At 35.3% G+C, this 15,423-nt stretch carries 16 protein-coding genes; 5 read left to right on the top strand and 11 right to left on the bottom strand.

Features of this window, described 5'->3' with window-relative positions; translation table 11 throughout:
• Positions 1-45 precede the first annotated feature (45 nt).
• Positions 46-666, top strand: a complete 621-nt coding sequence (locus DB895_RS09725; RefSeq protein WP_116725171.1) for an L-threonylcarbamoyladenylate synthase — start codon at positions 46-48, stop codon at positions 664-666.
• A gap of 78 nt (positions 667-744) precedes the next feature.
• Here the strand turns inward: DB895_RS09725 and DB895_RS09720 are convergent, their stop codons facing one another.
• The 4 genes from DB895_RS09720 to DB895_RS09705 form a co-directional block, all read right to left on the bottom strand.
• Positions 745-1,143, bottom strand: a complete 399-nt coding sequence (locus DB895_RS09720) for a hypothetical protein (RefSeq protein ID WP_133242664.1) — start codon at positions 1,141-1,143, stop codon at positions 745-747.
• Positions 1,144-1,291: 148 nt separating this feature from the next.
• Complete coding sequence (locus DB895_RS09715) at positions 1,292-2,131, bottom strand: OmpA/MotB family protein (protein ID WP_116725169.1); 840 nt, start codon at positions 2,129-2,131, stop codon at positions 1,292-1,294.
• Between the two features lie 80 nt (positions 2,132-2,211).
• Entirely contained in the window at positions 2,212-3,204 is a 993-nt protein-coding gene (locus tag DB895_RS09710) for a glycosyltransferase family 2 protein (RefSeq protein WP_116725168.1), read from the bottom strand.
• 51 nt (positions 3,205-3,255) lie between these two features.
• Positions 3,256-3,696, bottom strand: a complete 441-nt coding sequence (locus DB895_RS09705) for a type I restriction enzyme HsdR N-terminal domain-containing protein (protein ID WP_116725167.1) — start codon at positions 3,694-3,696, stop codon at positions 3,256-3,258.
• A 92-nt stretch (positions 3,697-3,788) separates the two neighbouring features.
• On the opposite strand from DB895_RS09705, the gene holA reads away from it, so the two are divergent.
• Entirely contained in the window at positions 3,789-4,793 is a 1,005-nt protein-coding gene (holA, locus tag DB895_RS09700; RefSeq protein WP_116725166.1) for a DNA polymerase III subunit delta, read from the top strand.
• 10 nt (positions 4,794-4,803) lie between these two features.
• Positions 4,804-6,822 (top strand): type I pullulanase, encoded by a 2,019-nt coding sequence (gene pulA, locus DB895_RS09695; protein WP_116725165.1) that lies wholly within the window; start codon positions 4,804-4,806, stop codon positions 6,820-6,822.
• A gap of 80 nt (positions 6,823-6,902) precedes the next feature.
• On the opposite strand, the gene miaA is transcribed toward pulA, so the two are convergent.
• The 5 genes from miaA to DB895_RS09670 form a co-directional block, all read right to left on the bottom strand.
• Complete coding sequence (miaA, locus tag DB895_RS09690; RefSeq protein WP_116725164.1) at positions 6,903-7,835, bottom strand: tRNA (adenosine(37)-N6)-dimethylallyltransferase MiaA; 933 nt, start codon at positions 7,833-7,835, stop codon at positions 6,903-6,905.
• A 2-nt stretch (positions 7,836-7,837) separates the two neighbouring features.
• Positions 7,838-9,199, bottom strand: a complete 1,362-nt coding sequence (locus DB895_RS09685; RefSeq protein ID WP_116725163.1) for an exonuclease domain-containing protein — start codon at positions 9,197-9,199, stop codon at positions 7,838-7,840.
• A gap of 70 nt (positions 9,200-9,269) precedes the next feature.
• Positions 9,270-9,929: a YggS family pyridoxal phosphate-dependent enzyme gene (locus tag DB895_RS09680; protein ID WP_116725162.1), complete on the bottom strand. Its 660-nt coding sequence runs from the start codon at positions 9,927-9,929 to the stop codon at positions 9,270-9,272.
• A 3-nt stretch (positions 9,930-9,932) separates the two neighbouring features.
• Positions 9,933-10,832: a 3-hydroxyacyl-CoA dehydrogenase family protein gene (locus DB895_RS09675; RefSeq protein ID WP_116725161.1), complete on the bottom strand. Its 900-nt coding sequence runs from the start codon at positions 10,830-10,832 to the stop codon at positions 9,933-9,935.
• Positions 10,833-10,841: 9 nt separating this feature from the next.
• Positions 10,842-11,807, bottom strand: a complete 966-nt coding sequence (locus DB895_RS09670; RefSeq protein ID WP_116725160.1) for a Gfo/Idh/MocA family protein — start codon at positions 11,805-11,807, stop codon at positions 10,842-10,844.
• Between the two features lie 98 nt (positions 11,808-11,905).
• Between DB895_RS09670 and DB895_RS09665 the strand changes: the two genes are divergently transcribed.
• Complete coding sequence (locus DB895_RS09665; RefSeq protein ID WP_116725159.1) at positions 11,906-12,556, top strand: protein-L-isoaspartate(D-aspartate) O-methyltransferase; 651 nt, start codon at positions 11,906-11,908, stop codon at positions 12,554-12,556.
• Positions 12,557-12,566: 10 nt separating this feature from the next.
• Here the strand turns inward: DB895_RS09665 and fumC are convergent, their stop codons facing one another.
• A complete protein-coding gene (gene fumC, locus DB895_RS09660; RefSeq protein ID WP_116725158.1) occupies positions 12,567-13,964 on the bottom strand; it encodes a class II fumarate hydratase in 1,398 nt (465 codons plus the stop codon).
• Positions 13,965-14,206: 242 nt separating this feature from the next.
• On the opposite strand from fumC, the gene DB895_RS14290 reads away from it, so the two are divergent.
• On the top strand, positions 14,207-14,371 hold the full coding sequence (locus DB895_RS14290) for a hypothetical protein (protein ID WP_166426960.1): 165 nt from the start codon (positions 14,207-14,209) through the stop codon (positions 14,369-14,371).
• A gap of 133 nt (positions 14,372-14,504) precedes the next feature.
• Here DB895_RS14290 and DB895_RS09655 read toward each other — a convergent pair whose 3' ends face one another.
• Positions 14,505-15,368, bottom strand: a complete 864-nt coding sequence (locus tag DB895_RS09655; RefSeq protein WP_116725157.1) for an alpha/beta hydrolase — start codon at positions 15,366-15,368, stop codon at positions 14,505-14,507.
• Positions 15,369-15,423: the final 55 nt, after the last annotated feature.

Here is a 15,423-nt window from a genome sequence, read left to right as displayed (position 1 = left end):
GAAAATATTTCAAGTTAGCTTACACCCAAACTATAAAAAAAACAAATGTCACAATTCATAAAAATATACGAAGATAAACCAAATGAGGCTGCTATTAAAAAAGTAGTGGAGGTTTTAAAAAATGGAGGACTAGTTATTTATCCCACCGATACCGTTTATGGTTTGGGTTGCGATATTACGAATTCCAAAGCATTAGAGCGCATTGCAAAAATTAAAGGGGTGAAATTAGAGAAAGCCAATTTCTCCTTTATTTGCCATGATTTGAGTAATTTGTCTGATTATGTAAAACAAATCGACACGGCGACTTTTAAACTATTAAAAAGAGCATTACCGGGACCTTATACCTTTATTTTACCCGGAAACAATAATCTCCCAAAGGAATTCAAGAAAAAAACCACCGTTGGGATTCGTATTCCGGATAATGCGATTGCATTAGAGATTGTAAAAATGTTAGGTAATCCAATTGTTTCCACATCTATTAGGGACGAAGATGAGGTACTGGAATATTCCACTGACCCGGAACTCATTTTTGAGAAATGGCAAAATCTAGTCGATATGGTAATTGATGGGGGGTATGGTAATAATATGGGGTCAACAATTATTGACTTGTCTGGAAATGAACCCATTGTGGTGAGGGAGGGCAAAGGGAGTTTGGATGTTTTATAGCAAAAAAAAACACTTAAAAGTGTTTTTTTTTTGCTCATTTAAACAATTTGCATTTTTATAATAAACTAAAAAGGAGAGTTAGTTTTTCTTACCATTTTCTATAGGATTGGTATTAAATCCAGTTTCCAAATACCCCATTTCATCTTTTTCAACATAAACTGAAAATGATTTTATAGGTTTCAATCCTTCAACTTCATAGGTTTTTATATTTCCTTTATTATCATTGCAAATAATTTTTAAAGCAATAATTTTTTTACTTTCATTTATTTTTAAAATTGAGAAATCAAATGATACATCAAACATATCTTTAAAAATTTTTCTTTTTTCAGTCAGTTCCTCTACGGTGGATGTTGGTTTGATTCCAATTTCAATTTTTGTCCTTATGTTGGCATTTTCTTTTGCTTGAGCCACAGTTTTGAATTGGGACAAGAGTATTAAGATTATTATTAAGGTATTTTTGATAGTTTTTTTCATCATTTTTATTGTTAGGGATATTAATTTGAAGTTAGTTATGCTAAGAAAATAGTTTTTAAACCAAGACTTTTGGGTAATTATGTGTTGGTATTAGGAATATAAAAAAACGTCCTGATTACTCAAGACGTTTTTTGTATTATTAATTCGTAAATTACTGTTTAGCAGGTTTTTTCATTTCTTTTTCAATCATATCATAGAATTCATCAATTTTTGGCAAAACCACAATTCGTGTTCTTCTATTTCTGCCTCTGTTCTCTGCTGAATTATTTTCAACTAAAGGAATGTATTCTCCTCTTCCCGCAGCTATTAATTGCGAAGGCTTAACACCTAAATCCTTTGTCAAAACTCTAATGATGGCAGTAGAACGTTTTACGCTCAAATCCCAGTTGTCAATCAAAACGCCATTTCCAACATAAGGAACATTATCAGTATGACCTTCAACCATACATTCAAATGTTGGTTTGTCATTGATTACTTTAGCCACTTTAGCCAATACTTCTTTAGCTCTGTCGCTTACGTTGTAACTTCCGCTTTTAAACAATAATTTATCGGCAATGGAGATAAAAACCACTCCTTTTTCTACATTCACTTCAATGTCTGGATCAGAAATCCCCACAGAACTCTTAAGACTGGTTACCAAAGCTAATGTTACACTGTCTTTTTTGGTAAGCGCATCTTGCATTCTGGTTATTTTCAAGTCTTTTTCCTTAATGGTTTCCAGAGCTTTTTCAATGTTTTGGGCTCCTTTAGTAGATAAAGTAGTCATGTTACCCATATTGTTAATCAAATCAGAATTGTTTTTCTTCAAAAATTCCATTTGGCTCGACATCGATTCTTTTTCAGTCAAACACGTATTGAGTTTCACGGTACATGTGTTCAATAAATCCTGAATTTCTTTGTTCTTGCTTTCTAAAGCTGCGATTTTCTTTTTCGTACCACAGGAAGTTGTTAGCAAGGCAACTAATGATAGTGCTAAAATGACTTTTCTCATAAATAAAGGGTTTTTTGATTATTTTACAAAGTTAGTGTTTATATGATTTAATACCAATTCAAATTGTACTTAAAGAACTGTTAAAATAGCTTTTCAAAAATGGTGCCATGTTTAATGAAATAGGTAAAAACGATACTTTTTGTCTTATAGTATTGGTCCGATTGAAAACTATCTCGTTTTCGGTAATTCTTTGAAAAAAGACAATAAAAGGAATAATGCGCTTCTAAAATAGCCAAGAAATGTGAAAATTTCCCCTTTAATAAAAATTGAATTCCAGCCAGTCCATCCAGAAGCATTCGCAGGAACAGTATTTTGTACAAAGAGGATTTCGGGAGGTTTTTAACTAACATAAGTAGCGAGTTCCTGAAATTCAAAAAGGTCTTTCTTGGATTTCCCTGTTGCAAAGTAGCGCCGCCAACATGGAACACCACCGATTTCGAATTGTATTTTATTTGATACCCTTTATTGAAAGCACGCCAACACAAATCAATTTCTTCCTGATGGGCAAAAAAGTCTTCATCAAAACCATTTAAGGATTTGTAAACCGAACTACGGATGAAAAAACAGGCACCCGAAGCCCAAAAAATCTCGCAATTGTCATCATATTGCCCAAGGTCTTTTTCAATGGTTTCAAAAATGCGGCCCCTGCAAAATGGATAACCGAATTTATCTATAAAACCTCCAGCGGCACCAGCATATTCAAAGTATTCCTTGTTCTTGAAATCTACTATTTTAGGTTGGATTATGGCCGTTTTCGGTTCGTTGTCGAAATTTTCAAGTATCGGCTGCAGCCAATGTTCCGTCACTTCAATGTCCGAATTGACCAAAGCGTAAATTTCGGCATCAATGTGTTTTAATGCTTCGTTATACCCTTGGGCAAAGCCAAAATTGCTATCGTTTTTTACAATTTGTACCGATGGAAAGTTCGCTTTCACAAATGCAATGGAATGGTCTGTCGAAGCATTGTCGGCAACGTAAATCACCGCTTCCGGGGAATATTGGATTACCGAAGGCAAAAACTGCTCTAACAATTTTTGTCCATTCCAATTGAGTATGACAACCGCTATTTTCATTCAGATTATTAGATAGTTTGATTCTTAGATTGAAATCTTAAAATAGTTGGATTAAAAATTGGGAAGCTCTTTTAGAAACTCATACTTTTCATTCTCAAAATCCATTTGGCAAAAGTAATGATTATGTCCATTGGTCACCATCAAAAACTGCGCTTTCAACGTCATATTGTAGCGCGCAATTTGGTCGAAAGTATGTTGCGAAATTTTAATTTCGGGGGCTTTACATTCTACCAAAATAAAAATAGAACCGTCAGGATTAAAAACCACCACATCGTACCGTTTTTTTAAATCGTTGATTTTGAGTAACTTTTCTACGTTTATATGGGATTTTGGATATTTTTTTTCCTGTAATAAGTACTGAACCACATGCTGACGTACCCATTCTTCTGGCGTGAGAATGATAAATTTTTTCCTGATTGTATCAAAAATAGCCACTTTATTTTCACTATTTTTGAATCGAAAGTTATAGGATGGAAAATTTAATTTTTGCATGGGGCAAAAGTATAAAATAAGTTTAAAGTTTAAGGTTTAAAGTTTCACCCGAGGCAATTAACCTTAAACCTTAAACTTTAAACCAAAAGAATATGGATGAGGTTGTAAAAATTGTAAATGACATAAAAAGCGGAAACATCAAACCCATTTATTTTTTGATGGGGGAGGAGCCGTATTATATAGATAAATTGTCAGATTACATTGAGAAAAACGTGCTTTCTGAAGAGGAAAAAGGCTTCAATCAGACGGTTTTGTACGGTCGGGATGTTTCTATAGAAGACATTGTTTCGACATCAAAACGCTATCCGATGATGGCCGAACGTCAGGTGGTGATTGTAAAGGAAGCACAGGATTTAATCAAAACGATTGACAAACTGGAAAATTATGCCGCAAACCCAATGGCATCAACGGTTTTGGTACTATGTTACAAATATAAAACGTTGGACAAACGCAAGAAATTAGTAAAAGAATTGGCTAAATCGGGCTTGGTTTACGAGAGTAAAAAGCTGTATGAAAACCAAGTAGGAGATTGGATAAAACGGGTTTTGCAAGGAAAAAATTATTCTATAGAACCCAAAGCATCTGCCATGCTAGTAGAGTTTCTAGGAACCGATTTGAGCAAAATCAATAATGAGCTGGAAAAATTACAGATTATTTTGCCGAAAGAGAGCACCATTACGCCCAAACATATTGAAGAAAATATTGGTTTCAGCAAAGATTTTAATGTGTTTGAATTGCGAAAAGCCATTGGAGAGCGCAACCAACTTAAAGCCTACCAAATAGCCCAGTATTTTGCCGATAATCCGAAAGACAACCCGATGGTGGTTACTACCAGTCTGGTTTTTAGTTTTTTTATTCAATTACTCAAATACCACGGGTTGAAAGATCGAAATTCTAAAAATGTGGCTGCAGTTTTGGGAGTCAATCCCTTTTTTCTGAAAGATTATGATGTCGCTTTAAAAAACTATCCGATGAAAAAGGTAAGCCAAATTGTGGCCACGCTTCGAGATATTGATGTAAAAAGCAAAGGAGTTGGTGCTAACGCCATGCCTACAGCCGATTTGTTGAAAGAAATGTTAGTCAATATTTTTAATTAAATAAAAAAAGATGTCCAATTTAGTCCTAAAAAAAGTACTTTTTATTTGTTTTTTTCTGGTTACCAATGCCGTTTTAGCGCAACATTCCAAAATCAATATGGTTAAATTTCAGTCTTATGATGATTATCCGGTCTATCTCAAAGGAGATTTGGGAGTTACCTACTGCTCAAATAAAACGATTGTAAAATTATGGAGTCCCAATGTTGAAGAGACAAAAATTAACTTATATAAAAAAGGAGATGGAGGCGTGCCCACAACAACGGAAAATCTTTTATATGACCCAAAAACAGGCGTTTGGCAAATCGTACTAAACGGGGATTATCACAATACCTATTATACTTTGCAGGTTAAAAATAACGGGAACTGGTCTAAGGAAATGCCGGATCCTTACGCAAAAGGGGTGGGGGTAAACGGCAACAAAGGATTGATTTTTGATGCAACCAAGACCAATCCGCTGCAATGGCATTCAGATAAAAAGCCACTATTAAAATCCTTTTCTGACATTATTATTTATGAAGCCCATGTTAGAGATCTATCCATTGATGCTTCTTCGGGAATAAAAAACAAAGGCAAATTTTTAGGATTGACAGAAACTAATACTAAAAATGATTTCGGACAATCGACAGGTTTGGACCATCTTAAAGAAATGGGAATCACCCATTTGCATTTGCTTCCTATTTTTGATTTTAGGACGATTGACGAAACAAAACTCGATCAGCCCCAATACAACTGGGGCTATGACCCAAAAAATTACAACGCGCCTGAAGGGTCGTATTCTACCAATCCGTTTGATGGTTTGGTACGGATAAAGGAATACAAACAAATGGTGCAATCCCTCCATGAATCGGGAATCCGACTGGTGATGGACGTGGTGTATAACCATACCAGTTCTACCGATGTTTTTGACCAATTGGTTCCAGGATATTATTACAGGACTTGGCCCAACGGGAAACGTTCTGATGCTACTGCCTGCGGAAACGAATTTGCTTCCGATAGGATTATGGGACGTCAATTCATGGTGGAAACGCTTAAATATTGGGCAACGGAATACCACGTGGACGGATTTCGATTTGACTTAATGGCGGTTCATGACATCGAAACCATGAATTTGATTTCTAAAGAATTGAGACAAATTGACTCTACCATCTTTTTATACGGAGAGGGATGGACAGCAGGAGATTCGCCTTTGCCAATGGAAAAAAGAGCCTTAAAAAACAATGCCAAAAAATTACATCAAGTTGCTGTTTTTTCAGATGACATTCGGGATGGAGTAAAGGGACATTGGTCTAAAGTAACTGAAAAAGGATTTGTAAGCGGAAACCCAGATTTAAAAGAGGTGATTCATTTTGGGATTGTGGCATCTACAAACCATCCGCAAATTAAATATGATTTGAAGCGCGGTTATGCCCAGTTTCCGTATTCGGACAGCCCGACTAAAGTGATAGGCTATGTTTCCTGCCATGATAACAACACCTTATATGACAAACTAAAAATTGCAAACCCTAAAGCCACCGAGCAAGAATTGACACAAATGGATCGTTTGGCAAATACAATTATTCTTACTTCCCAAAGTATTCCGTTTTTACACATGGGAGAGGAAATGAAACGTACCAAAATGGGTGTTGAGAATTCGTACAATGCACCCGATAGCATCAACAAAATAGATTGGAACTGGAAACATCAGAATGTAACATTGGTCAACTATTATGAAAAACTAATTCAACTCAGGAAAAACCATCCCGCTTTTAAAATGCCAACTGAAAAAATGATACAGGATCATTTGGAGTTTTTAAATTTGGAATCGCCGTTGTTGGTGGGCTACACCCTTAAAAATCATGCAAACGGAGACCTATGGAAAAACATCAGAGTATATTTTAACGGAGATGCAACTGCTGTTACACAAAAAATAGAAGGAACTTGGAACCTAATTTGCAACGGAGAATTGATAGACGAGAAAGGAATCCAATCCATAACATCAGGATCCATAACAATTCCGGCAAGAAGTGCTGTTATTTTGTATCAGTATTAGTTTTATTTAAAATTACTTTGCAATTCCGTTATAAAAGTTGTGGTTTGTGTGTAAGAGCAAGGCACTTACGCAATCGGATATTATAATTTGGAGTTTGTAAATTGGTGCATATAATTAATGATATTTTCTTTTTTTTCTAGGTAATCAAACCATTTGGTGTCTCGATCTCTTTTAAACCAAGTCAGTTGCCGTTTTGAGAATCTTCGGGTATTTTTTTTTATTTCTTCAATGGCAAAATCAAGAGTATATTCTCCATCAAAAAATCTAAATAATTCTCTGTAACCCACTGTTTGCAAAGCATTTAATTCTTTATTCTGAAATAATTCTTTGGCTTCGGCCAATAAACCTTCGTTCATCATGCTATCAACACGCTGATTGATTCGGTCATAAATAATGGCTCTTTCGGCTTCTAAACCAATGAGGATAGGAGTGAAGCTTCTCGAATTTTTCTTTTGGTTTATAAAAGAGGAATAAGGTTTCGCTGTACCAATACAAACTTCAACAAAACGCATCATACGTTGTGGGTTTTGTAAGGTTTGCGGATTTTCGGCTGTTATTTTATCAAAATAATCACGGTCTAATTCCTGCAATTTATCTTGTAAATATTCAATTCCTAATTTTTCGTAATCAGCATTTATTGCCGAACGAACTTCAGCATCAATTTCCGGAAAATCATCAAACCCTTTTAAAATTGCATCAACATACAATCCAGAGCCACCTACGAGAATTACATAATCATTGACCAAAAACAATTCATCAAGTTTTGCGATGGCTTCTTTTTCAAAATCGCCAACGGTATAGTTGTCAAAAATGGATTTGTTTTGAATAAAATGATGTTTTGCCGATGCTAATTCTTCAAGACTCGGAACAGCAGTGCCAATGCTCATTTCCTTAAAAAACTGGCGACTGTCGCAAGAAAGAATTTCGCATTTAAAATGTTGAGCCAAGGCAATACTCAAAGCCGTTTTTCCTATAGCGGTAGGACCAACAATGGTGATGAGAAATTTAGCCATGACTAGAATTTTTTAATTTTCAAACTCTTACTTTTTCTAATATGACTTTGAATAATATTTCTGGTATCTCTATTGTTTTGCATCGGAATGATGATGTTTCTTAGGATTTCAATGTTGTTGATTTGATAGTTCAAATCATAAAAAGCATATCCTTTATAGATTCCGTTTTCAATTAAAATGGCACTGCGTTCATTGATAGTTCGTCCCCGGTCTATCAAAACCATATTCTGATTTTCGAAGCTGTTTTTGTTAATAAACTCCTGAACTCTTGCATTATATTCTACTGTCGAAATTTTGCCAATACAAGCACCATCACATTCTTTTATCTTATATTGAAAACATTCGGCTTTAGTTTCGTACAGGCCAGTTAGTTTTTGGCACAAATGATAATCTGTAGCAATTCGGAATAAGGTATTTTTTCCTTCTTGAAGCGTAGTGAATGAGGTGATTTCCTTTTTCCTACCGTCTGCTTTTTGTAATTTCAAATTCAGATAGCCGTTTTTATCTTTTTCAACATATAAAGCCCATTGAAAAATACTTTTGCGTTGTGCACGGTTGTGTATGGGTTTGTTGATTTTTATTTCTTCGCTTTCTTTCAATAAGGCTATCAGTTCGCTTCCGGTTTCATCATAGGTTACCCTAAAAACTTCGGATTGGATTTTTTTACATTTCGTTGTGGTTCCTGTAAAATGCTGGTTGATTCGCTTTTTGATGTTTCGGCTTTTGCCAATGTAAATCAGATCACCTTTTTCATTGTGAATGTAATAGGTTCCCGTTTTTGAAGGTAAACTGTCGACGATGTCCAATAATTTTGGAGCGATTCCCTTAACCACCTCGGTTTTGATAAGTTCCTTTAGAATCACTTTTTCCAAATCTTTATCCAAAAGCATTTTGAATAATTTTACCGTGGCCATTGCGTCGCCACTGGCACGATGTCTGTCGGCCATTGGAATTCCCAAAGCGCGAACCAATTTTCCTAAGCTATAAGAAGGTTGTTCTGGAATTAAAACTTTCGCCAATTCGACTGTGCAAAGTGTTTGGGCCTCAAAGTCATAACCCAAACGACGAAACTCAGTACGTAGAATTCGGAAATCAAAACTGGAATTATGGGCAACAATGACACAATCTTGGGTGATTTCGATAATGCGCTTTGCTACTTCAAAAAACTTTGGAGCAGAACGCAACATAGCATTATTTATCCCAGTCAGTTTGACTACAAATGGCTGAATTGGGATTTCTGGATTGACCAAACTAATGAATTGATCTACGATTTCGTGACCATCATATTTATAAATGGCAATCTCCGTGATTCCTTCTTCGTTAAATTGTCCACCAGTGGTTTCTATGTCGAGTATTGCGTACAAATTTTTTGTTTAAATTTTTTGTTTAAAGTTGCGAAACTTCAAAATTCGTTATTCACATTCAAACTTTATATTAGCGATTTCCAAAGATACTACTTCCAATCCGAACCATCGTGCTTCCGCATTCAATTGCAAGTTTGTAATCGCCGGACATTCCCATGGAAAGAATTGATAATTGACAATTAACAATTGGTAATACCTTTATATTGTCAAAAATAGATTTTAAATGGCTGAATTCTTTTTTGATTTGGGTTTGATTATCAGTAAAAGTAGCCATTCCCATTAATCCTACAATTCTAATGTTTTGAAGTTTTTTGAAGTTTTCAGATTGCAATAAATCGTTCAATTCGTCTTCATTCAACCCAAATTTCGTTTCCTCTTCGGCAATGTGAACCTGAAGTAAACAATTTATAATTCTATTGTTTTTTTGCGCTTGTTTGTTGATTTCTTCCAATAATTTCAAACTATCTACCCCATGAATCAAGCTCACAAATTGTGCCATAAATTTGACTTTATTTGTTTGAACGTGACCAATCATGTGCCATTGAATGTCTTTGGGCATTTGTTCCCATTTCTCGACCATTTCTTGGATTTTGTTTTCTCCAAAAATACGTTGACCAGCATCGTAAGCTTCCATCAAATCAGAAACGGGTTTGGTTTTGGATACCGCTAAAAGGGTTACATGTTCAGGTAAAGTGGATTTTATTGAAATTAAATTTTCTTTTAAAAACATTTTTTAATTTTTAATTATTAAAAACTGCTTCGAAACTTTCTCTGCTTTTTTGCTTTCAAAATAATCGTAAAAACCTTCCCCGGATTTCACGCCCAATTTACTAGCTCGAACCATATTTACCAATAAAGGACAGGGTGCGTATTTTGGGTTTTTGAAACCGTCATACATTACGTTTAATATCGCCAAGCATACGTCAAGACCGATAAAATCAGCTAGTTGTAATGGCCCCATAGGATGTCCCATTCCGAGTTTCATAACCGTGTCTATTTCATAAACCCCTGCCACTTTGTTGTACAAGCTTTCAATAGCTTCATTAATCATGGGCATTAAAATTCTGTTAGCAACAAAACCGGGATAATCGTTGACTTCAACGGGAGTTTTTCCTAGTTTTTCGGATAAATCCATGATGATTTTCGTCACTTCGTCACTGGTGTTGTAACCACGAATGATTTCTACCAATTTCATTATGGGAACTGGATTCATAAAGTGCATTCCTATGACACGTTCAGGATGCGACACGACAGCTCCAATTTGAGTAATGGAAATTGAAGAAGTATTGGTAGCCAAAATGGTATTGTGAGCACAAGCTTCATTTAATTGTTTGAAGATGTTTAGCTTTAATTCTACATTTTCTGTAGCAGCTTCAATGACTAAATCAACGCCAACAACTCCGTCTTTGATATCGGTGTAAGTGACTATATTGGTAATAGTTTTAACAATATCTTCTTGAGTAATGGTTCCTTTGGCCAACATTCTATCGAGGTTGGCAGCAATAGTTACCATGCCTTTATCCAACGCTTTTTCGGAAACATCAATTAGTTTTACGGTAAATCCGCTTTGCGCAAAGGTATGCGCAATCCCGTTACCCATGGTTCCTGCTCCGATTATGGCTATTGTTTTCATATTTGAACTTTATTTTTTAAAACAATCAATAATTTGATAGGCCACTCTCAAAGCATTTGTACCTTGTTCCAATGTTACAACTGGGGTCGTATTGTTATTAATGGCATCGGCAAACGATTCCAATTCATCCAGAATTGCATTGTTCTGTTCTACTTCAGGATTGGCAAAATAGATTTGTTTTTTTACGCCTTCAGCATTTTGCAGAATCATATCAAAATCGCCTGGAACTTCAGGGGCATCTTTCATTCTCACCACTTCACATACTTTATCCAGAAAATCAACGGAGATGTAAGCATCCTTTTGAAAAAAACGAGATTTACGCATGTTTTTCATCGAAATTCGGCTTGCCGTTAAATTAGCAACACAGCCATTTTCAAATTCAATTCGGGCATTGGCAATATCTGGAGTATCACTAATTACGGAAACTCCGCTTGCATTAATGTTTTTAACTTTTGAATTTACGACGCTCAAAATGGCATCAATATCGTGAATCATCAAATCTAGAACTACAGGAACATCGGTTCCTCTCGGATTGAATTCCGCCAATCGATGCGTTTCGATAAACATCGGGTTTTCAATCATATTTTTTGTGGCAATGAAAGCGGGATTGAATCGTTCTACATGGCCAACTTGTCCTTTTACCTTATATTCATTGGCTAAAGCAATGATTTCTTCGGCTTCGGCCACGGTATTAGAAATGGGTTTTTCAATAAAAACATGTTTTCCAGATTTGATAGATACTTTAGCACACTTGTAATGAGAGAGGGTAGGAGTCACAATATCAATCACATCAACGGCATGAATTAAAGTAGCAATAGTGTGGAATTGTTTGTAGCCGAATTCAGCGGCAATCTTGGCTCCGTTTTCCTGATTTTCATCATAAAAACCGACCAATTCGTATTTTTCGGATTGTTGTAATAAACGTAAATGTATTTTTCCAAGATGCCCAGCACCTAAAACGCCAACTTTTAGCATAAAAATGATTTTGAACAAAAATAGGAATTAATTGATAATTGATAATTGTTAATTGGTAATTTGTTTTCTATTTTTACCAAAATAAATTTACCCAAGTTTTGAAAGATACCGCCAAACACGAAGGACTTCGTAATCAATTAGTAACTGTTTTAAAAGAAAAAGGCATTACCGACAAGAATGTGTTGGAAGCGATAAAAAAAATTCCGAGACACCTATTCTTAGATTCCAGTTTTGCCGATTATGCTTACCAAGATAAAGCGTTTCCTATTGGAGCGGAACAAACTATTTCCCAACCTTACACGGTGGCTTTCCAGTCTCAATTATTGGAAGTAAAGAAAGGACATAAGGTATTGGAAATCGGCACTGGTTCTGGTTACCAAACGGCAGTTCTATGTGCTATGGGAGCAATTGTTTATAGCGTTGAACGTCAAAAAGAATTATTTAAAAAGACGCTTAATTTATTGCCTAAGTTAGATATTATTAATCCCAAACCAAAATATTTGTCTTTTGGTGATGGCTATAAAGGCTTACCCAATTTTGCGCCTTTTGACAGTATTATTGTTACTGCTGGCGCGCCAATTATTCCGGAACCATTGATGGCACAATTAAAAATAGGAGGAAGGTTGGTTATTCCTTTAGGCGAAGAGGTGCAAATTATGACCTTATTAATTAGAAAAAATGAAACTCAATTTGAGAAACACGAGTCTGGGGAGTTTCGATTCGTACCTTTATTAGAAGATAAAAATTAAAAAAGTTTCATTATTTCAAACGTCCTACCATTTCTTCTGGTTTTACCCAAGCATCGAAATCTTCTGCGGAAACATAGCCCAAGCGAACTGCTTCTTCTTTTAAAGTAGTTCCGTTTTTGTGAGCTGTTTGCGCAATTTCAGCCGATTTGTAGTATCCAATTTTAGTGTTTAAAGCTGTAACCAACATCAAGGAGTTGTTTACCAATTCTTGAATACGCTTGTAATTAGGTTCAATGCCGCTGGCACAATGTTTTTCAAAAGACAGACAGGCATCACCCAATAAATGCGCCGAATGCAAAAAGTTAGCTGCCATAAGCGGTTTAAAAACGTTCAATTCATAATGGCCCTGCATGCCCCCAATTGAAATGGCAACATCATTACCTATCACCTGAGCGCAAACCATGGTCAAAGCTTCACACTGTGTGGGATTCACTTTTCCTGGCATAATGGAGGAACCAGGTTCATTTTCCGGAATGTGGATTTCCCCAATGCCAGAACGCGGTCCGGAAGCCAACATACGAATATCGTTAGAGATTTTGTTTAAAGAAACGGCTAATTGTTTTAACGCTCCGTGGCTTTCTACAATGGCATCATGAGAAGCCAAAGCCTCAAATTTGTTGGGTGCCGTAACGAAAGGGTACCCTGTGAATTTTGCAATATATTCGGCTACTTTTACATCATAACCTTCGGGAGTGTTTAATCCAGTTCCAACAGCCGTTCCACCAAGGGCGACTTCTGAAAGGTGTAATAGGGTATTTTTTAATGCTTTTATTCCGTAATCTAATTGCGCTGCATAACCTGAAATTTCTTGCCCTAATGTTAATGGAGTAGCGTCCATTAAGTGCGTCCGGCCAATTTTCACTACGTTTTTAAATTCTAATGCTTTGGAGTGAAGGGTGTCACTTAATTTTTTAACTCCAGGAATAGTATTTTCAATAACGGTTTTATATGCTGCGATGTGCATCGCTGTTGGGAAAGTATCGTTAGAAGATTGTGATTTATTGGCGTCGTCATTCGGTTTTAGTATGGGTTCACCCTCTCCAATTTTTAAACCAGCTAAAACTTGGGCTCTGTTTGCTATAACTTCATTTACGTTCATATTACTTTGTGTCCCTGATCCGGTTTGCCAAATGACCAATGGGAATTGGTCGTCTAATTTACCCTCGAGGATTTCTTCGCAAACTTGTGCAATAGCATCCCTTTTTTCAACAGATAGAATGCCCAAATCATAATTGGCATATGCAGCTGCTTTTTTAAGATAGGCAAATCCTTTTATTATTTCAATTGGCATTGATGCTACTGGGCCAATCTTGAAATTATTTCTAGATCGTTCTGTTTGTGCTCCCCAATATTTGTTGGCAGGAACTTGAACCTCACCCATGGTGTCTTTCTCAATTCGATACTCCATTTTTTTATGTTTATTTGTGGATATGGTTATTCATTTATATTTAGCCTAGATTACTTGGTTTATTCCTAATTTTAATTGAGTTTCAGTGCGTTTTATTTGTAAAGAATAACAGGATTGTTTCTTGAAAATTTACACTAAAAATACGAAAAAATACCATTTTATAAAAAAATGATTTGGTTTTTATTGCCAAGAAAAAATAATAAACATACATTTGCATGTAATTCAAAAAAACTCCGGGAAACATGTTTGACTTTTCACAGTATTTAGGCTTTTTACTCTTCTTGACCGTTCTTACAATAGGATTTTGGTTAATGTTTTTTTTAGTGGCTTTTGTCCAGTATTGGGTTGGAGGTGCTTTTTATGAAATGTATAAAGAAAGAAAAGCAAAGAAAAATCAATCTGTTTAATAGATTGATAACAGAGGAACTTATTTGGGTTCCTTTTTTTATGTTTGATATTGGGCTTTATGAGTAAGTGTAAATGTGTGACTGTCTTTTTGAAGTTATTTTTAAAAATTGAATAAACCTCGATTCCAGGTCTTTAATTTTGAATAAAGTCGATCACTTTTTCAATCACTTCATTATTGCCTAAAATTTTTCGGTGGCCTAAATTTTGTGTCAGCATTAATTTACCATTTTTTAAATATTTGTGGATGTGAATGGCACACTTTACTGGGACTTCATCGTCATTTTTATCGTGAATTACCAAGACAGGAATATCAATTTTTTTTGCAGCTTTATACGCTGAAAAACTATCCATGGTTTGGTTGGATTTTTTTTCGAAATAATAGCATAATAAATCACTCATTTTTTGATGAAGTCCTAATTTTTTGATAAAATCATCCATAATGTCCTTTACAATATCGCCACTCCCAATTATGGCTAAACGCTTAATTTTCAGACCTTTTTTTGCTGAATTTAGCAATGACATTCCTCCTAAAGAGTGGCCTATTGCCGCCTCGAATGGGCCAAATTGTCTATCAAGCTCCAAAATGGATTCAACAAACTCTGGCATCAATGTGCTTTTTCCGGATGATTTTCCATGGGCAGGTGCATCAAAACTAATTGTTGAATAGCCCAATTTGATTAATTCATCCGCGAATTTAAACAATTGCGTACCTCGTCCTGACCATCCGTGAACGAGAAGAATTTTTTTCGGACTTTGTCCCAAAAAATACACCATTACATTCTTGTTTAGATTAGGAATTAAAACTAATATTTGTTTGCTTTTACGATCCATTTCCAATTCTCTTTTAGGAATTCTATGTTTTAATGGTGTTGTAAACAATTTTGCTACAAATTGAATCAATATTTTTGAAGAAATAACAGACAAAAATTTAACGATTATTAGTATTGTCTTCGGAATTTTCAAAGATGAAGCTATTTTGTTGCTTTTTTTTGTCATTTTAATAATTTTTTATGCAAGTTATGATATTATATATTTTTTACTAAATTTAGGA

Origin of the sequence: Flavobacterium psychrotolerans (genome assembly GCF_003097635.1) — a bacterium.
Classification (GTDB): domain Bacteria; phylum Bacteroidota; class Bacteroidia; order Flavobacteriales; family Flavobacteriaceae; genus Flavobacterium; species Flavobacterium psychrotolerans.
This window is presented reverse-complemented; position numbering and strand designations above follow the sequence as displayed.